General features: G+C 59.2%; 15 protein-coding genes. 9 read left to right on the top strand and 6 right to left on the bottom strand.

Annotated features, from left to right (window positions below; genetic code table 11):
• Position 1: 1 nt before the first annotated feature.
• Positions 2 to 886, bottom strand: a complete 885-nt coding sequence (locus tag NT137_02625) for a DUF72 domain-containing protein (GenBank protein ID MCX6652231.1) — start codon at positions 884 to 886, stop codon at positions 2 to 4.
• A gap of 690 nt (positions 887 to 1576) precedes the next feature.
• Here NT137_02625 and NT137_02620 point away from each other — a divergent pair.
• The gene (locus tag NT137_02620; GenBank protein MCX6652230.1) at positions 1577 to 1846 is read left to right on the top strand and encodes a YkgJ family cysteine cluster protein; all 270 of its coding nucleotides are present in this window, start codon (positions 1577 to 1579) and stop codon (positions 1844 to 1846) included.
• On the opposite strand, the gene NT137_02615 is transcribed toward NT137_02620, so the two are convergent.
• Complete coding sequence (locus NT137_02615) at positions 1843 to 2886, bottom strand: HD domain-containing protein (GenBank protein ID MCX6652229.1); 1044 nt, start codon at positions 2884 to 2886, stop codon at positions 1843 to 1845. The two genes, NT137_02620 and NT137_02615, sit on opposite strands and share 4 nt — an antisense overlap.
• 12 nt (positions 2887 to 2898) lie before the next feature.
• Positions 2899 to 3753, bottom strand: a complete 855-nt coding sequence (locus NT137_02610; protein MCX6652228.1) for a DUF45 domain-containing protein — start codon at positions 3751 to 3753, stop codon at positions 2899 to 2901.
• A gap of 63 nt (positions 3754 to 3816) precedes the next feature.
• Here NT137_02610 and NT137_02605 point away from each other — a divergent pair, with 63 nt between their 5' ends.
• Positions 3817 to 4791 (top strand): DHH family phosphoesterase, encoded by a 975-nt coding sequence (locus NT137_02605; protein MCX6652227.1) that lies wholly within the window; start codon positions 3817 to 3819, stop codon positions 4789 to 4791.
• On the opposite strand, the gene NT137_02600 is transcribed toward NT137_02605, so the two are convergent.
• A complete protein-coding gene (locus NT137_02600; protein ID MCX6652226.1) occupies positions 4775 to 7108 on the bottom strand; it encodes an amino acid permease in 2334 nt (777 codons plus the stop codon). The genes NT137_02605 and NT137_02600 overlap by 17 nt on opposite strands.
• An 82-nt stretch (positions 7109 to 7190) precedes the next feature.
• Positions 7191 to 7685, bottom strand: coding sequence for a GNAT family N-acetyltransferase (locus NT137_02595; protein MCX6652225.1), 495 nt, complete (start codon positions 7683 to 7685; stop codon positions 7191 to 7193).
• 136 nt (positions 7686 to 7821) lie between these two features.
• Between NT137_02595 and NT137_02590 the strand changes: the two genes are divergently transcribed.
• The 6 genes from NT137_02590 to truD all read left to right on the top strand — a co-directional run bounded on the left by NT137_02590 (position 7822) and on the right by truD (position 14238).
• Positions 7822 to 8154, top strand: a complete 333-nt coding sequence (locus tag NT137_02590; protein ID MCX6652224.1) for an iron-sulfur cluster assembly accessory protein — start codon at positions 7822 to 7824, stop codon at positions 8152 to 8154.
• 51 nt (positions 8155 to 8205) lie between these two features.
• Positions 8206 to 9807: a helicase-related protein gene (locus NT137_02585; protein MCX6652223.1), complete on the top strand. Its 1602-nt coding sequence runs from the start codon at positions 8206 to 8208 to the stop codon at positions 9805 to 9807.
• 225 nt (positions 9808 to 10032) lie between these two features.
• On the top strand, positions 10033 to 11793 hold the full coding sequence (locus NT137_02580; protein MCX6652222.1) for an ATP-dependent DNA ligase: 1761 nt from the start codon (positions 10033 to 10035) through the stop codon (positions 11791 to 11793).
• A gap of 86 nt (positions 11794 to 11879) precedes the next feature.
• The gene (locus tag NT137_02575; GenBank protein ID MCX6652221.1) at positions 11880 to 12515 is read left to right on the top strand and encodes an acetate uptake transporter; all 636 of its coding nucleotides are present in this window, start codon (positions 11880 to 11882) and stop codon (positions 12513 to 12515) included.
• Positions 12516 to 12606: 91 nt separating this feature from the next.
• A complete protein-coding gene (locus NT137_02570; protein MCX6652220.1) occupies positions 12607 to 12882 on the top strand; it encodes a DNA-directed RNA polymerase subunit L in 276 nt (91 codons plus the stop codon).
• A 3-nt stretch (positions 12883 to 12885) separates the two neighbouring features.
• Positions 12886 to 14238: a tRNA pseudouridine(13) synthase TruD gene (truD, locus tag NT137_02565; protein ID MCX6652219.1), complete on the top strand. Its 1353-nt coding sequence runs from the start codon at positions 12886 to 12888 to the stop codon at positions 14236 to 14238.
• Between the two features lie 9 nt (positions 14239 to 14247).
• Here truD and NT137_02560 read toward each other — a convergent pair whose 3' ends face one another.
• The gene (locus tag NT137_02560; protein ID MCX6652218.1) at positions 14248 to 18543 is read right to left on the bottom strand and encodes a tetratricopeptide repeat protein; all 4296 of its coding nucleotides are present in this window, start codon (positions 18541 to 18543) and stop codon (positions 14248 to 14250) included.
• Positions 18544 to 18846: 303 nt separating this feature from the next.
• On the opposite strand from NT137_02560, the gene NT137_02555 reads away from it, so the two are divergent.
• A complete protein-coding gene (locus NT137_02555; protein ID MCX6652217.1) occupies positions 18847 to 19089 on the top strand; it encodes a hypothetical protein in 243 nt (80 codons plus the stop codon).
• Positions 19090 to 19127: the final 38 nt, after the last annotated feature.

Raw genomic sequence — 19127 nt, 5'->3', positions numbered from 1 at the left:
CTCAGAAACCGCCCAGCTTGTGCTGCTCCTGGAGCTTGATCTCCTTCTCCTTGTGCTCGATGCCCAGAAGGTCCATCATGCGGAAGGCGTTCTTGGTGGACTTGCCAGAAGCATGATTGTTGAAGTAGACCCGCACCCGATCCGCATTCTTCTCCGCCTCTTTGATCCGGGGCTGCCACTTGCCAAGCTGCTCATCGGTGTAGAGATAGTCGTAGCGGTTGAGGCGATGATCGTCCTCCGGCTCGTCCCGATACCAGATATCGTAGTTGCGGCCGTGGAAGCGCACGTATGCATGATCGGCCGTTTCCACCTGGGTGACGGGGAAGCCCGGACCGTCGACCAGGACGTTGGCCACGTTCCTCTCCTTGAGCGCTTCCAGAGCGGCGGCGTTCACCTCTCGTCCACCCTCATCCAGCCAGGAGCGGTGACGCCATTCCACCGCGTAGTCATGCTCTGCGGTTCTGACCGTATCCAGCATTCTGACCAAGTTCAACAGCGAGTCGCCCTCGTTCTTGAAGTAGGGTGAGAGCTGAAGGAGCACGCATCCCAGCCTCCCTGCCTCCGCCAAGGGCTGAATGCAGATACGCTCGAAGGAGGCCGCTTGCTCGCAGGCCTTCTGCACTTCGCCTTTGACCAGGGATTCGTGCGTCACCAGTTGAGGCATCTTGACCGAATACTCGAACCCTTTCAGGTCCTTGGACTTGGTAATCCAAGAGCGCACCATGAACTCGTTCGGTGGCCGGTAGAACGTACTGTTGATCTCCACGGTGCGGAAATACTGGGCGTAGTAGGCGAACCAATCCCCTTTCTTCTTGGCCAGCTCCATGGGATAGAAGCGCCCGACCCAGTCATCGTAGGACCAACCACTGCAACCGACCGCTATCATCTTGTTCCTATCATTGGGAGGCAGAGGAGAAAATGCTTGCCCTCGGGACCGCCTTCAACGATGGATTGGGCGGTATTCGGGTGCGAGCAGAGAACAGATAAATACTGGATGCGCGTAGTTGGACCTGCCTCCGAAAAATCCGAGGGTGACCAGTGATCCCTCAGAATGCTGGAGGCGCACAGTGCGCCGTAATATGGGTCCCTGCAGGAACTGCGATGTGACATCGCGTCATGACTGGAGGACAACCCCGGTGCACGACAAACACCCCCGGCCAGGGTCAGTGTGGGGAGATCCGGGCACCGCCCGTCCATGAACCAATCTGTTTCGGCCGGGGCACACTGGCCATCCTCTTCTTGGACAATGGCATCGATCTTGGTCCCGCTCTCCGATTGCTTTTTTGTCCGGCTATGTTCTCCGGGGAATGGAAAGGAGTTCTAGCACTCCATCAGTCGTTGTTCGCTTGATCCATTCTCAGGACGCTATCGAACCGGAAGGGAAGCATGCGGCTTCCACCAGCTATTCCAATATTCCGGTGGTGGCCGCTTTCCGGTCCTATGGCTTCATAGGAGTTGTGCTAAGACCACACACCACGGCCGAGTCCAGCCAAGCACCGGAGAAGATGGCCCAGGGCGAGATGAGCGTCGCCCAAGAACAGAAAAAGGTTTAGCCCGTTAAGCACATCTCCCTCGCATGCCGGCGCTGGTCCGTCACGGAGACTGCAACCGATGTGGGGATTGTTGCAAGCCGCGCTTTTTCGTGGACGAGGACGCCAAGGAGTTCTACCACGACAATGGATTGCCCGAGAACGGACAGTGCCAGTTCCTAACCCTCAAGGATGGGCAATGGACCTGCACCATCCATTCTTCACGCAGCGACCATTGCCGCGCCTTCCCTTGGCATCCCGACAACCTGAGAGGTCTGGAGAGATGCTCCTACTGGTTCGAGGGACAAGCGGACTAGCGCAGATACACCTGGCCGAAGCGCTTGTCGAATATCCAGGGGTCCTCGGTCCTGGCCTCCTCCTTGATCTTGATGAACTGCTCCAACTTGGCATCTAGGTCGTCGGCGAAGTTGAGCGCATACGCCTCCGGGAACTGGGGCTTCTTGGGCGAGCCGAACTCGAGCTCTCCATGACTGGATAGCACCATGTGCACCACCTTCAGCCTGAGATTCTCGCTCATGGCTGGCACCTTGTCGCAGGCCCTTGAGATCATCTCCGCCCCGATGGCGATGTGCCCCCGGAGCATGCCGTCCGGTGTGACATCTATGTTCGTCGTTACCACGTACTCGCTCACTTTGCCGACGTCATGCAACAGTGCACCGGCAATGAGGAGGTCGTGGTCCAGCTTAGGATATTCCTTGGTCAGGAACTCACATATCTCCACCACCTTGAGGGTGTGCTCCGCCAGCCCCCCGATCCAATTGCAGTGCATCCACATCGAACCAGGGGAGTTGCGGAACCGCTCCACGAACTCCTCGTCGGAGAAGAAGACGGTCAACAAGGCTCGCAGTCCCTCGTCTTTCAAACCTCGTATATGCAGATTCAGGGCGGCCATCAGCTGTTCCGGCTCGCGCTCGCTCCGGGCCACGAAATCCTCCCGCACCACCTCGCTCATCGCGAGCTTCTCTAGCCTACCACCCTTGTCCGGGGAGACGGAGATCTCAAGCGCGTCCCAATATCTGCCCACGTTCCCTCTCACCTTGACCACATCCCCCGCGCAGAAGGATGCGTAGACCTGGTCCAATGAACCTTTGTCCCCAGAACCCCAGAACTTCAAGTTCATCTCAGCGCTGCGGTCCGAGACGCGCAGCTCGAAGAAGCGGCCTCCTGCGTAAGGTCGGGGAGGGCGTTTCTGTTTCACCGAGACCGACTGATCGACTTCATCTCCTTCTTTCAGGTCCTTGAGGTACTTCCTCTCCTTCCCCTTCATGACGGAAGAATGAACGGCCGAGGAGATATCCATGTCGAAAGGAGCGAAGAGGAGGCGAGCTTTGGCCATGAGGACACCCGTTCAACGCCCGGAGGCGATCTTCTTCAGCCAGTCCTCGGACTCGCGCCAACGTGGGTACATGCGCTCCGCTCGACGGAAGGCGGCGTCGTGCTGGCTCCGGAGCGAGTCGATCCCCCGTTCCAAGTGCAGCAGCTCGTGATAGAGCACGTACTCGGTCACGAAGTCAGGCACCTTGACCGAGTCGAGAACGGAGGAGATGGCCACCACCCGCATAAGAAGGCTACAATAGCCCATGCGGAAACGATTGGGTCTATCGGTCCATGAGAGGTAAGCGTCCTGGCAGTCGGCGATGAGACCTTGCGACCTCAGGTGCTCGGCCATGGCCTGCAGGTCATAGTTCTCGCCCTTGGAGCTCATCCTCAGATTGCGAGATCGATCCAGGTACAACGGCCGGTTGCGGCTCACGAACTCCTGAGAGCGTAGCCAGTCGCGCAGCCGGTCGGTGTATACCTCCCTGCGCCGCTTCTGGATCCGCTTGAAGATGCAATGGGCGAAATCCTCCAGCACCACGTCGCTCGCCGCCTGCAGATAGTCGGTCACTTTGAAATCCGCCTGAGCGCCGCAGCGTTCCCAGGTGGTCTTGAACTCCTTGAAGGGCCGGAACTCCGCCTTCACAAGTTCGTAGCCATAGTTGCTTCCGACGGTCCGAAATGAGTCTTCAATCCTCTGGCCTTCGCCCATCATATGCTCACCGGGTGCGTTGGAAGGTCTTCGTTCTTCCTGCTCCGCATGAAGTCTAGTTCCTTGGTCGCCGCATAACCGATGAGCATACAGGCAGGCTGCGTCGGCCCGCAGATACGGTCCGTCGCTCTCCGACTCGGAATCCCCCGCTCCTAGTTTGAATCCCAGGCCCATCCCACCATGTAAATAGGTCAGCACATTTAAAATACTCATCTGGCCAATATTCGTTCGGAAGGGATGGACAGCTTCTCCAGGGACGACCGGGAAAAGCATCTTATTACCCGTGGCAACGTAGATGGCATCCTCTCCGCCGCCATGTTCTTATGTGCGTTTCCGGGCTCCAAGGTCTCTTTCGTGACCTCTCCGACGGCAGGTGCCAGGACCATGGCCATGGACCACCTTTCGCGCGAGATATTCCTAGCAGACCTGGCCATCGTCCCGGAGCTGGAGATCAACCTCCGGCAAGTATCCCAGAGGGCGGAGGTCCTGGCCTTCGACCATCATCAGCCGCATTGGATATCGGGCGATCTGGATAAGCTCCTCATCGTCCGAGAAGGTATGAGCGCTGCCTCCGTGCTCTACCATCACTTTGGCCTGAACGGGAGGATGCGCAAGCTGGCAGCCATAGCGGACCTGGTGGAGTTCTGCGAGACGGACCTGCTTCAAGAGCAGATGCAGATCCACGGCCAGCGTCGGATCACGGAGGAAGCGATGACGTTGGACTTCTCCTGGCGCCTGGACATCGATGACGATCTGTTCCGCACTCAAGCTTGCTTGCATCTTTCCAATGGTGCTTGGCCATCTGAGATCGGTCCGATCAGAAGGCGCTACCTGCAGGTGGTCAATGAGCAGCGTTGGCCCAAAGCCTTGGCCAGAGTGGAGAGCCAGATGCGCATCCACGGCCCGGCCTGCGTCCTGCAATGCAAAGACAAGAACCGCTCACTCTATGGCTTCGGCACTCGAGCTTTGGTGGAGGTCGCCAAGGAGAGAGGATGCGACTACGCGGTCATGCTCAACCAACGTCGGATGCACACGGCCATCTCATTGAGAGGGCTCACAAGGGACGGTGTGAACCTGGGCACGTTCGTGGAGGATTTCACCAACGAGCATGGAGTAGATGGCGGCGGTCATCCCACCAGCGCCGGCGCTCGCATCCCGGTGGAAGCGACGGACATGTTCCTTGATGACTTCATCTCTATCGCATCCCGGTAGCGCGCTCTTTGGCCTTCTCTTCCTTCTCCTCTTCTATCTCCTCCCGCTCCTCATCTTCTTTGAGCACCAGTTCTTGTGGTGCCTTCGCGAATACCCTCTTGTAGATCAGGACCGGGCACTTGGAGTTCTTGACGATCTTGTCCTGGATCGGGCCAAAGACGAAACGCTCCCATCTGCGCGCGGCGCTTGCGCCCATCACCAGCAGGTCGTACTCCATGCTCTCCGCCACCACTCCCCCAACGATGGTCTCCGGATGCACTTCCTTGGTGATGACCGGCACTCCCTCGTCCTCCACGATCTTGGTCAGGCGGCGGGCATATTCCCTGGCCTTGGCCAGGTGCGCATCGTTGATGATGGCGTTGAGGATGGTCACGCGAGCGCTCTCCGCCTTGGCGATCTGCGCCGCGGTCTCGGTCGCCGCGGAAACGTGCCACAGGCCGCCTGAGAGCACCAGTATGTTCTCCACCTTGAGCTTGTCCTCGGCGTGCAGTACGATGACATCGCAGGGGGTCTGCCTGAGAATCTCGTCCATCTTCAGGCCAAGAACGCGCTTTTGCGTTTTGGTATATCCCTTCCAGCCGATGACGATCATGTTGGCCGCCTCTTCTTTGGCGGTATCGATCACTGCCGTGACCACGTCGTGAGAGATAGAGACCATGGCCCGGGTGGGAATGCCCTTGCTCTCGGCCAAGCGCTTGAGCTTCTCCAGCATGCGGCTGCGCTCTTCCACCAGCTTGCGGTCCACCGCATCGAGGGGAACGGCCGTGGGCACTTCCACGACCGAAGTGAGCAGCAGTTCTCCGTTGTGCTTTGCGGCGATGATGCCACCCACCTCGATCAGGGAAATGTGCTTGGGATCATCGACGGGGATGAGCACCCGGTATCTCTCCCGCTCCGCTCTGGTCAGCGGGGCGCGTTCGGGCACCTCGATCCGCTCGATCTCTTTCCGGCCTTTCGCGAAGTAGTGCAACAGCAGACCGGCGAATATCAACGCCAGGGCCAGATACCAGGCGAAAGGCTCATAGCTGAAGAGGGTGACGGCCAGGAACATCTTGGTTCCTATTCCGATCAGCGGGATCACCGGGAAGAAGGGGGTGATGAAGTGCCTCTTCACGTCCGGCCGCTTCTTCCTCAGCGTCAGCGCTGCCACGTTGACCAGCGTGAAAAGCAGCAGGATGAGGATGTCTGCCACCGAGGCCACCTGGTCCAATGGAAGCGCCACGGTGGCGAAGACGATGACCGCCCCGCTGACCAACAGGGCTGTGGAAGGGGTCTGGTTTTTCCGATGCAATCTTCCGAAGGAGCCTGGCAGGTTGCCATCTCGACCCATAGCGAAGGACACCCGGGAGGCCGAGAACACTATTGAATTGACAGCCGCGATGGATCCAATGATTATGCCGATCGAGATGAGCGCCCCTCCTAGCACCGGGACGACCTTGTCGGAGGCTACCACCAGGGCTGAGGCCCCCGAGCTCGCGGTCTGCTGATATCCAAGCACGGCCAAGGTGACGATGGCGATGACCACGAAGAGCACGCAACTGATGATGATGCACAGGAACATGGCCTTAGGGACCGTTCGCTCCGGGTTCTTCGCCTCCTCGCCGGTCTGGGCCACCACTTCGTACCCTTCGAATATCATGAAGGTGAAGCCCATGGAAGTGGCTATGCTCATCAGCCCGTAGGCGTAGAATGGAGTGTAGGCATCCGAGGCGACCCCGAACCCAAGGACATAGCCAATGCAGAAGAGAACGTAGATGACAATGATGCCGATGAGGAAGGCGGAGACGATGATCTCCGACCTTCCCGCCCCCTTCACCCCCCTGTAGTTCAGGTAGATGAAGGCTGCAGAGATGAGGCCCGCGAAGAGCTTGCCCACCCATTCGACGGGGATGCCGAAGAAGTCCAACCCATACTGCTGGAAGAGGGCAGTCACGCCCACGCCAAACCCCAAGGCGTACACCGCGCACGCGATGCAATGCCCGATCCAGGACATCCAGCCCCCGAGGAAGCCAAACGGCGGAAACAGCCCTTCCTTGATCCATCGATAGCCACCCCCGGTCTCCGGAAAGGCACTGGCCAGCTCTGCGTAGGCCATGGCGGTGAACAGAGTGACGAAGAAGTTGAGGAAAAACGCCAGAAGGATCGCCGGTCCAGCGATCCCCACGGCGATGCCGATAAGGACAAAAATCGAGGAGCCGATATTCGGTCCGATGCCGATCATCAGCACTTCGAGCAGGCCGAGGTCGCGGCGAAGGGCGACCTGCACCTCGCTAGAGACTTTGCTGGTCTCGACCCCGACTTCGACCCTTTCGGTCATGGTCAAATGGGCGTTATAAAACGGTGGATGAATAATGCTTTGCCTGTCATTGAAAATGCTGGCTGCGCTCTGACCCTAACCTCTAGAAGGAGTTGGCGAGCACCAAACGAGGCGGAAGTGCTTTTGACGCTTCCTGAACCTCCTTCCGCATGAGCAGGTTGCTTCGCACCTTCGAAACGAAGCGGTAGTCGAGGTGCTCGTAGAATCCCCGGGCCGTTTTGTTCGTGGTCTGCACGCACAGCTCCACTCCCTCCAGACCGGCCATGAGAACAAGGTCCTCGATCCTATCCATCATCAACTTGCCCAGCCCTTTCCCCTGCCAATCGCGCCGGACCTGGAGCGAGACAATGAAGGCGTATTCGCCCTTTTGGTCCACTGTGAAGTAGCCCACGATCTCCTTTCCCAGTCTTGCGACCTCGGTGTAGGTTCTACGATCGAGTATTGCATCCAGCAGCGTCTCGTCGCTCCATTCCAACCCCCAGGCGGAGAGAAGGATGCTAGACATGTTCTCCCTCGTCATGCGGAGAACGGGAGCGATGTCCCCCCGAGTGAGCCTCTCGATACGTGGCGCGCTCATGGCGAGCGGCGCATAGGCCGACGACGCACTTAAACGCTTCGTCGGGAGCTGCTGCATCTGGCTAGGAAGGAATTGAACGATAGAAACGATACTTCGAAGAGAATCCTTTAAATACCGAATGCCGTTGTTCAGAGCGGTGAAAAAGAAAATGGTCAGCATCACCTCGGAAGCTACCAAGTACATCAGCGATCTCATTCAGAAGAACAGCAAACAGGGCTACGGCATCAAGATCTACCTCTCAGGCATGGGTTGCTCCGGGCCCCAGTTCGGCATGTCTTTTCAACAGGGCAAGAAGGATGGGGACATGGAACAGCAGGCAGAGGGCTTCTCTCTCTATTATGACCAGGAGACCAAGACCCTGCTGGACCAGTGTACGGTCGATTTCATCGAGACCCCCTACGGGTCCGGCCTGATGGTCAACAACCCCAACGCGGAAGGCTGCAACACATGCGGCGGCGGCTGCCACTGATTCGACGCCCCGTCCACAATACTTTTCTAATCCTATTCGAATCGCTCAGGCGTGTACGTCGACCATCCTCTGATCAAGAAGGACAGCGTCGAGGAACGAGAATACCAGATCGCGCTGGCCAAATCGGCGACATGCACGTCCACCCTTCTGGTGCTGCCCACTGGCTTGGGGAAGACCATCATCGCCCTCCTGGTCATAGCGGATGTGCTCCAAGGAAAGAAAGGAAAGGTGCTGTTCCTAGCCCCAACGAAGCCACTGGTGGAGCAGCACGCAAGCTCGCTCCGCGAGCTTCTCGTGGATAGGACGGTGGGCGTCATGACCGGCGAGGTGGCGCCGGACGAGCGGGCCCTGGTCTTCTTGGAGAACGACGTCATCGCCTCCACCCCTCAGGTGGTCTCCAACGACATTAGAAGAGAGAACTATTCCTTGCGCGACGTGAAGCTCATAGTCTTCGATGAAGCGCATCGAGCCGTCGGAGACTACGCATACGTGGCCATCGGGGAGGAGTACAAGCATTACGATGGGCTGGTTCTGGGCATGACCGCCTCCCCCGGCGCCAGCAGCTCCAAGATCAAGGAGGTCCGCGATCATCTGGGCATCGAGAGCATCGAGGCCCGGTCAGAGGACGATCCAGATGTTGCGAAATACATGCACGATATCCAGATGGATTGGATCGAGGTGGACGTGCCCCAGGAGATGAAACGGGTCATCTTCCTCCTCAAAGGAATGCAGGAATCCTACATCAAAGAACTGGTCCGTCTGGGCGTGATGGACTCCAAGCGTCCGGCGAACACCAAGTACCTGCTTGAGGTCGGGCAGACCCTGCAGAGGCGCCACAGGAGCGGCGAGCGCCATCGGAACCTGTTCTCGGCCATGAGCGTGCAGGCCATGGCGCTGAAGGTGGGGCATGCTCTGGAAATGGGCGAGACCCAAGGAGTCACGGCTCTCCGCCTCTTCCTGGAGAAGCTGCAGCGTGAGGCGGAGTCGGATGAAGGCACGAAGGCGGCCCGCACCATCGTCAAAGCGCCCGAGTTCATCAAGGCGCTGGAACTTGTCCAGGCCATGAAGTTCGAGCATCCCAAGCTCAACCGGGTGATGACCATCGTATCCCGCCTGGTGCATGAGAAGCCTGAATCGAAGGTCATCGTCTTCACTCATTACAGAGATACGTGCGAATTGGTCGCCACCAAACTTGCCGAGATCGAGGGGGCAAGGGTGGCCAAGCTCGTGGGCCAGGCGGACAGAAGCGGCGGGGAACGGGGGCTCAAGCAGAAGGAGCAAGTGAGCGTGCTGGAACGGTTCCGCAACGGCCAATTCAATGTGCTTGTGGCCACCAGCGTGGGAGAGGAAGGCTTGGACGTGGCCAGCACCGACCTGGTCATCTTCTATGAGCCGGTGGCCTCTGAGATACGTTCTATCCAGAGACGCGGCCGGACGGGGAGGAGACGCTCTGGGCGGGTGGCGGTCCTGGTCACGAGAGGCACCCGGGATGAAGCATCCCTCTACGCGGCCGTGAACAAGGAGCGCGCCATGAAGAAGGAGATAGTGAACATCCAGCGCAAGATGCGCATCGAGCAGAGACTAGAGGCAGAACCGGAACCGCAGCCCAAGAGCCCCCCCAAGAAAGGTCAAAAGCAGATCTTCGATTTCTAGAATCTCACGATCTATTGGTCAGGAGGGACCCACACCAGAAGAATTGCCATCTGGGTGTGGTCTAGATGGAGGAGGTTCGTCAGGGGTGGACCCCTCCCGCTGATGATGGAGGCGATACGTATCCTAATGGCTCTGACGGTCGGAGCCCCCGGAATTTGATTAGCAGGACCTCATCGATGACCTGCCCGCGCATTCTTTAATAGTGCCGATATCGTCTCTGGCTTGATGCTCTTCCAAGAGCTTGTGCAGGCCTACGACCAGATCGAGGCCCGGTCCAGCCGGCTGGAGATGACCGACATCTTGGCCGACCTGCTGCGCCGTGCGGAGGTGAACGACCTGCGAAAGATCGTCTATCTCACCCAAGGCCAGCTCTACCCCGATTTCTACCCGCAGAAGCTGGGAATGGCCGACAAGCTGCTCCTGCGCACCCTGGCCATGTGCTCAGGAATTGGAGAAGAGGAGATCCACCAGACCTGGCTGACGGAAGGAGATCCTGGCTTGGTGGCCCAGAAGATATTCCAGGTCCGAAGACAAAGCACCCTCTTCAGCGAGCCGTTGACCGTGGAGCGGGTCTATGAGAATCTAGAAAGGATCGCGAAGGCGGAAGGGCCAGGCTCGCAGGAAACGAAGATGAAGCTGCTGGCGGACCTGTTGAACGACGCCGCACCGGCCGAGGCCAAGTTCATAAGCCGCATCGTCAGCGGGAGGATGCGCCTGGGCGTGGCGGGCATGACGATGGTGGATGCCTTGGCGGTGGCTTTCGCCAGCAAGGAGGAAAGGGATGCGGTGGAGAGGGCGTTCAACATCTCTTCGGACATGGGGAGGGTGGCCGAGGCACTAGCCAGCCGGGGGATCCTGGCGGTAAAGGAGATGAAGGTGGAGGTCGGCTCGCCCCTGAGGGCCATGCTAGCTGAGCGTCTTCCTTCTCCGGCGGAGATATTGACGCGCATGGGCGGGAGGTGCGCCTTTGAGTACAAGTACGACGGCGTGAGGGTCCAGGCGCATATCAAGGGGGGCAAGGTCACCCTTTACTCCAGGAGACTGGAGGATCTGACGTCCCAGTTCCCCGATGTGGTGGCTGCCCTAGGCAAGGCTTTCCGAGCGCGGACCGCCATAGTGGAGGGAGAGTGCGTTCCAGTGGACCTGAACACCGGCGAGATGCTTCCTTTCCAGGAGGTGTCCCACCGACGCGGTCGCAAGCATGGGTTGCAGGATGCCATCGAGGACTACCCAGTAACGGTGTTCCTCTTCGACAGCGTGCTCAAGGATGACGACGATATGACCCAGCTTCCCTACCTTGACAGAAGGGACGCGCTGCAGCAGAGCTTTGAGGGCAGCGAGGACGTGCGTTTCTCGGAGATGAGGGTGCTCGACAACGAGGCGGACGTGGACCAATTCTTCCAGGCGGCTCTGAAAGATGGTTGCGAAGGCCTCATGGCCAAGTCGGTCGGGCCGGATTCATTCTATCGGGCCGGGGCGCGAGGATACCTCTGGATCAAATACAAGAAGGAGTACCGGTCAGAGATGACGGATACCGTGGACCTAGTGGTCGCAGGCGCTTTCGCGGGCAGGGGCAAGCGCAAGGGAGTTTACGGCGCATTGCTCATGGCCACATACAATTCGGACGATGATACGTTCGAGACCGTCTGCAAGCTGGGCAGCGGCTTCGACGATGTGACCTTGGCCAAACTGCCAGGGATGCTGGAACAATATCGTGCCAATGCAAAGCCCTCCCATCTGGTCTCCAAGATGGAGGCGGACTTCTGGTTCGAACCGGGCCTGGTACTGGAAGTATTGGGCGCAGAGATCACCGTGAGCCCGATCCATACCGCCGCATTCTCGAAAGTGCGGAAGGATGCGGGCCTAGCGATCAGATTCCCTCGTTTCACAGGACGCTTCCGAGAGGACAAGGGGCCGAGGGAGGCTACCACCACTGCGGAACTGGAGCAGATGTACTCCAAACAGCTCAAGAAGATCGAGAGCTGATTTCGACAAATGCCGTATTACTGACGTGGCGGAGAAGCGATTGCTTGATGTAGGGGATACCTCGATTCTCTCCGAAGTTGTTTGCCATGTCACAGCATGCCATTCAGGTCAGCACCAGTGACAGAACGGCGAATCCAGCACCATTGGGTCTAATGGGTTTTGGAATGACCACGGTGTTGCTGAATCTGCACAATGCCGGTTTCTTCGGCATGCAGAACGTGATCTTGGCGATGGGTATTTTCTTCGGCGGCTTGGCGCAAGTGGTCGCTGGCATGATGGAATGGAAGAAGGGTAACACTTTCGGAACCACCGCATTTACCTCCTACGGCTTCTTCTGGCTGGCGCTAGTTGGCCTGCTCCTCCTTCCCAGCATGGGTATCGGGACCGCGACCGACAAGAATGCATTGGCCTGGTTCCTCGGATTGTGGGGGGTGTTCACCGCAGTCATGTTCATCGGCACGCTGCGCATGAACCGAGCGCTGCAGTTCGTCTTCGCCACCTTGGCCCTGCTCTTCTTCATGCTGGCCCTGGGCAACGGTCTGAACGAGCCGACCATCATCCAGGCGGCGGGGTACCTGGGCATAGTGTGTGGACTATCAGCCATGTACACGGGCTTGGCGCAGGTGCTCAACGAGGTCTATGGCTACGAGCTGCTTCCTCTGTTCGGGGTGAAGAAGAAGGAGTTGGCACCGAGCCCGGAGATGGACATTGCGGGCAAGTGATGAAAGGAAAGCCAAATACCACTGGGTCTGGTCTCCCCTCATCCCCAAGATATCAAAACCTTTATTAACGCGCCTAATATAGCCACCGAGCATGGAGATTCAGCTCATCGAGAAGGACAAGGATTCCATTAGGATCCAGATCAAGGACGCGGACATGACCTTGATCTCTCCCCTGGTGAAGGTGCTCCTGGATGATGAGCAGGTGAGCGAGGTGAAGTACACCACCGGCCACCCGGAGCTCGACATACCAACATTGTACGTGCGCGTCAGCGCCGGCAAACCGCAGACCGCGCTCAAGCGGGCGGCCAAGTCCCTCTCCAACACTTACAAGGAAGCCAGGGATAAGCTGGTCAAGGATCTGAAGTGATCCATGCCTCGGGAAAGCCTCGGTCCGGAAAAGGCCATAGGACTGGAGCTTTTTTTTACTGATAGCCAGGGCATAGCGGGCGCGCTGAAGCAAGTACCGGAGGACTTCGTAGTGGACGAGGTCTCCCGTTTTCCTCCCCAGGACGAGGAAGGCGGATTCGTCATCGCCACCGTCACCTCTACCAATTGGGAAACGAACCGCCTGGTGCGACAGCTCGGGAAGGCGATGCACATGAGCCGGAACCGGATCACCTTCGCTGGCACCAAGGACAAAAGGGGAGTGACCTCCCAGCTGATGTCCTTCGAGGCATCCTTGGAGGCGGTGCAACAGATCGGCGTCCATGACGTGTCGATAACGAATGCTTACCGCTCGCGCAAGCACATTACTATCGGCGACCTCATCGGCAACTCGTTCCGCATCTGGGTGCGCGGTTGTCGCGTGAAGGAGGATGAGCTGAGACGAGAGACCGAGGATACTCTGCAGCAGCTGAACCTCTTGGGCGGCTTCCCCAATTTCTTCGGAGTGCAGCGCTTCGGCTCCCTGCGGCCGATAACGCACATCGTGGGCAAGCACATCATCCGAGGGGACATGGAGGGGGCCTGCATGGCGTATGTAGGGGAGCCAGTGGAGCAGGAAAACCCCCAGGCCAAGGAAGCCCGCGGCTATGTGGACCGGACCAGGGATTTCCAGGGCGCACTGCCTCTCTTCCCCCGGGTGCTCACTTTCGAACGGATGATGGTCGGATATCTGGCTCGCAATCCAGGTGATTACGCCGGGGCCATTGGCGTGCTGCCGCCGAACCTGCAGATGATGTTCGTGCACGCCTACCAATCCTATCTCTTCAACCGCATGCTGTGCGAAAGGGTGCGCCGGGGGCTGCCCCTCAACGAGCCTCTGATCGGGGACTTGGTGCTCCCGGTCGACAAGGATGGGCTACCAGACCACGAGAAGCCGGTGCCTGTGAACTGGAGTAACCTCGATTTGGTGGCACAGCAGGTGCGCAATGGACGGGCCTACGTCGGCGGATTGCTCTTCGGTTCGGAGAGCCTTCTCGCCGAAGGAATTCCTGGAGAGATCGAGCGCCTGGTGCTGAGCGAGGAGCGTGTCGAAGCGAACGATTTCATCGTTCCCCAGCTCCAGAAGTGCAGTTCCCGGGGTAGCCGACGGGAGCTGGTGGCGAAGTTCGACCGTTTCCAGTGCTCGGTCGAGTCCAATGACGCCTGCTTCTCATTTGTCCTGGGAAAGGGCTGCTACGCCACCTCCCTGCTCCGGGAGTTCATCAAGACCGACCAGATTGAAGCGGACCGCGCCGCGTTCGCTGTTGCCGACGAGGAACGACCGAACGAAGCGCGATGATCCAGGCGTCTAGAGCCTGCTCCAATCCCGAGGCTGCTCCGGGCCTTTCCCCTCTGACCTATCGCCCTTCTCTGATGAGCCCTCCGCGTCATCCCGGGGCTTCTTCACCGGTCCGGTGCCCAATGGCGCTTTGCACCGAGGGCACGCTCCCGAGGATGTACACTCTTGGCACAGGACGGAATTGCAGGAGGGGCATTTCATCACCGCCAGCCCGCCGTGGAATAGACAACGCCTGCCTTTGACCTCAGGGGCGCCCTCTTCCTTAGGCTCGGCCTCCTTCTTCTCCCGCTGCGATCTGACGTATAGCTCCGGCGCCTCGTATGGCGAGGGCTTCCTGGGCGGCGGCCGGGACTCCGCCTTCGCCGCTCGCTCCGTCGCCCGGTCCACCAGGTCTTTCTGGGGACGGGGTTCGAGCTCCACCTTGTCCTCTTCGGCGTGCAGCTCCTTGATCCGGACCGGCGCCGCCTTGTACCCTGCGCCATGGAATTTCTGGATCATGGCCATGAGCTTGCGCGCCGTGTATATTCCTACGCCCAGATTCTCCATGATGCCCACTGCGGACCGCTTGTCATCCGGGAGGGCGAGGGCGGTGCGCAGCAGCTTCTCCGTCTCGGGGTCGGGCGGGCCGGTACGGAACTCCATCTCGTTCACCCGCTCCACGTAGGAATGCACCTTCTTCGCCACCGCGATGTCCCGCTCAGGAAGGTTCATGAGCACATCGGCCAAGCGAAGACCGTGCCTGGCGACGGATGGATTCCGGTAGGCGGCCATCAGCACTCGACGGGACATCTCCTCGTACTCGGAGAACTCTGCCTCCCCCATGGAGTTGATGTCGATGGGCTCGGGCTGCTCCAGGTAGGTGAACACCTCATCCAGGTGCGAATAGGGCACACCGCACTCGCGGAACGCGTCCTCCTTGGATATCTCTCCACCGGTGCGGTATTCCGCCTCCAGCACCTTGAGTGCAAAGCCGGCCACCTCTCCTTCATGCAGCTTGCGGTCCACGATGCGCCGGCCCTCGGTGGCCGATTCCATGGACGGGTTGAGCTCCAATGCCTTCTCGAACGACCGCTTGGCCAGGTCGTTGGAGCCGAATCGCAGCAGCACCATGCCCTTGCCGTTCCAGGCGAAGGGGTCGGAGGGATCGATGCCGATGGCGCTATCGTAACTCTTGAGCGCCTCCTCGTTCTTGCCCAGCTTCTCCATGAGATCGGCTCGCGCCATCCAGCCCTTCTGGTTCCTAGGGTCGATCTGCAACGACCGGTCGACGGCCGATGCGGCGCTCTCCACGTCCCCCAGCTTGGCGTAGAGCCCTCCCACTCTGGCCCACAGCTGCGCGTCCTTGTCATCGTATGTGAGGGCTTTCTGGTAGCATTCCATGGCGTCTTGGACCCGCCCGAGCTCCTCCAGGGCGCGCCCTTTGGACTTGTAGACCGCCTGGTCCTCCGCCCCATGATCGATGGCCTTGTTGAAGCAGCCCACCGCCTCCTCGTGGCGGCCCAGCTTGAACAGCGCCGTGCCCTTGTACTTCCAGGTCTGCCCGTCGCGTTTGTCCATCTTCAATGCGGCGTCGAACGCCTCCACCGCCTCGTCAAAGCGCTCCAATGAGGCCAATCCCCGTCCGCGATCACTTTGGTACTGAACGGTGTCAGGGGACATGTTCACGCAGCGCTCGAAAGCTTCCAAGGCTTCCTGATACGAGTGTAGGAGGAGCAGGGCCCGTCCCTTGTTGTCCAGGGTGCGAGGGTCCTCCGGGTCCAGGCGGTAGGCGGCATCGAACGCCTCCACCGCCGGACCGTATCGGCCCAAAGCGATGAGCGCCAGCCCCTTCTTGTTGTACAGTTGCCGGTCGTTCTCGTCCAATTGCAGAGCGATATCGAACTCAATGACCGCCCCCTCCAACTTCCCCAGCTTCTCCAAGGCCAGAGCCAGGTCCACATGAGCGCTCTTGCTCCGAGGATCGATCCGGAGTATGGAGGTGCAGACCTCCACCACCTTCTCCATCTCCCCCTTCCGTAGCACCGCCGTTTTCTTGAGCTCCAGTATCTCCAGGCTCTCTGGTTCCAGTTCCAGGGCGCGGTCGAAGCAGCGTTCCGCCTCATCCAGGTCGTTCAGCTCCTGGGCCGAAAGACCGCGGTCCACCCAGGCCTTGACGTTCTTGGGGTCGAGCTTGACGATGCGCTCGGCCACCTTCATGACCTCGTCGTGCCGTTCAAGGACCTTGAGGGACTCCTTCTTGGATTCCAGCACCTCGATCTCCTTGGTGCCTAGTTCAATGGCCTTGTCGAAGGCGACCACCGCCTCGTCATGGCGCTCCAATTTGGCCAGTACTAGGCCCCGACGCACGTGGGTGAATGCGTTCTCCGGGTCGAGGGAAAGCGCCAGATCGTAGGATTTGAGAGCGTCGTCGTAGCGTTCCAGCCATTCCAATGCCACGCCCTTGGATATCCACAGGTTCTTGTCCGTGGAGTCCATCTGCAAAGCCTCGTCGTAGCAGGCGATGGCCTCCTCGCAACGATGCGAGGCTTCCAACGCCAGACCTTTTGAGTAGAGCAGGCGCTTGTCGTTGGGCTTGAGCTCCACCGCTTTCGTGAAGGCCTCCACCGCATCGCCCGCCCGTCCCAATGCAAAGAGCGCGTCGCCCTTGATCATCCAGAACAGCGGGTTCTGGGGGAACCGCTCCGCCCCCATGCTCGCCTTGTTCAGCGCCTCCTCCTGCTTCTCCTTGGCGAAGTAGGCCACGGCCAGGTCGGCCAGGATGTCCTCGTCGTACGGGTCTATCTCGATGATCTTCTCGTAGACTTCGATGGCATCGTCCTTCTTTCCCAGGCGGTCCAAGGCGATGGCCTTGTCCTCCAGAGCGTCCTTGTTCCGCGGATTGAGGGTCAGGATGCGATCGCAGGTGTTCAGCACTTCCTTGTCCTGGTCCAAGTGCTTGTAGCATTCCTTCATGGCCACCAGGGCGCTCTCCTTGTCTGGCTGCATTTTGAGGGCTCGCTCCAGAGGTCGGAGCGCTTCGTTGTACTTGCCAGTGAGGAAGAAGGCCATGCCCAGGTCGTAGAGCGTGCCGGCGTCTTCGTCGTGATAGGTGATTATGTCCCCGGCCACCAGAATGACCTCTTCGTGCCTGCCCATCTCCTTGAGCACTCCCCTCTTCCTCTCCAGCAGATCGCGGTCGCGAGGCGCGATCTTCAGCGCCTCATCGATGGCGGCGAGGGCATCCTCCAAGCGGCCGAGCTTCACGAGCGCCCCGATGAGCATGGAGTGCATGACCATATCGTCCTTCTTCAAGGTCAGGATGCGGGCGGAACAGGCCACCACGTCCTCCTGACGGTCCAGGGTGCGCAGGACGCTGCATTTTCCCTCTAGTCCGGGTATGAACTCCGGATCCAGTTCCAATGATCGCTCGTACGCCTTGAGCGCCTCGTCGTTGCGGTTGAGGGACTCGAGCAATGAAGCCACCTCCACCCAGGTGCGCTTGTCCGCCGGGTTGGAGCGCAGCGCTTCCTTGTAATTCTGGATCGAGCCCTGGAAGTCGTTCTTCTGCCTGAGGGCCCGAGCGCGATTCAGGTGGGCGAAATAGTTGCGCGGGTCGAGCTTGAGCACGTCCTCGTACACCACCCCCGCCTCATCGAACTGATTGAGGAGCATGAGGCCCTTGCCCTTCTCGATCATGACGTTGACGTTGTTAGGTTCCACCGCCAGCGATTCGTCGAAGGCCACCACCGCTTCTTTGTGCATCTCCTTGGCCATCAGCGCCTCTCCTTTGCGCTTCAGCCAATAGGGTTTGTCTCGCGTCTTGTTGGCCAGGACATCATAGATGTAGATGTCCGCCGGATCCAGTTCGGAGGCTTTCTTCCAACAATCCAGGGCCGCTTGCCCTCTGCCTGCGCGATCCAGGATCCAGCCCTTCTCCATCCACAGGCCCTTCTCCGACGGGCTGCGGTTGATGGCCCAATCCAGGGTGCCGATGGCATCATCCACAGAACCCATGGCTGCGATGGCTCGGGCCCGGGCCAAGATGGCCAGCACGCTCTCGGGCAGGATCATGATGGCCTTGTCCGCCACCTGCGCGGCCTCTGTCGGGACACCTGCCCGAAGAAGGAGGTCGCTCAACCTGGCTAGTGTGTCGGAGTACTCCTGCTTGTGTGCAAGGTTCGGATCGCTGGCGTTCTCGAACAGCGCTTCCTTTGCCTTGAGCAGATTCTCCACCGTGGGAACGCTGCCCTCTGGTACTTCTATGAGCTTCTGTGCTTTCTTGAGCGACTTGGCCTCTTTGTCAGTAAGTGAGTCGAGGAACCCCACCGTGGCACCCCCATCGAACGAGGCTCCTATTGATTATTACCAACAAATAACTTCTCACCCGCCTCATATGTCTGGCTCTGGGAGTATAGAAGGTGATTGTCGGACGACTCGCTTCTCGAATGACCCAGATTGATGGAATATGACACTTGCCGATGCGAAGACCTCGTGCTGGACAGTTCAGAAGAAAGGATTATATAGTGTATGACACATTTACTCAAAGCGTCTGACACAAGTCGGACAAACACACAAATAAACCCCTTAGGGATGGGATGCACACAAACACCTTAGGGATGGGATGCGACGATGAAGCTGCAAGACGTGTATATCGTGGGAATGGAGTTCGAGCCGGGCGTGGAGGCTTGGATGAAGACGCACACCGTCGGCGAGGTAAAAGCGCTGGCGCACGAGGTTGAAGAACACGGAGAGGGCGCGGAGGATCTCGAGGGATTCTACCGAGAACTGCGCTCCATCGAGAAGGACTTCGACAAGCACAAGGTGCACGGCCACTACGCAGTGGCCATGCCAGCTGAGCCAGTCCCAACCTAGAACTCACGATCAAAGGAGGGGGTCAGCCACCTCTGCCC

This window comes from Methanomassiliicoccales archaeon (assembly GCA_026394375.1).
In the GTDB taxonomy this organism is placed as follows: Archaea; Thermoplasmatota; Thermoplasmata; order Methanomassiliicoccales; family UBA472; genus JAJRAL01.
This window is presented reverse-complemented; position numbering and strand designations above follow the sequence as displayed.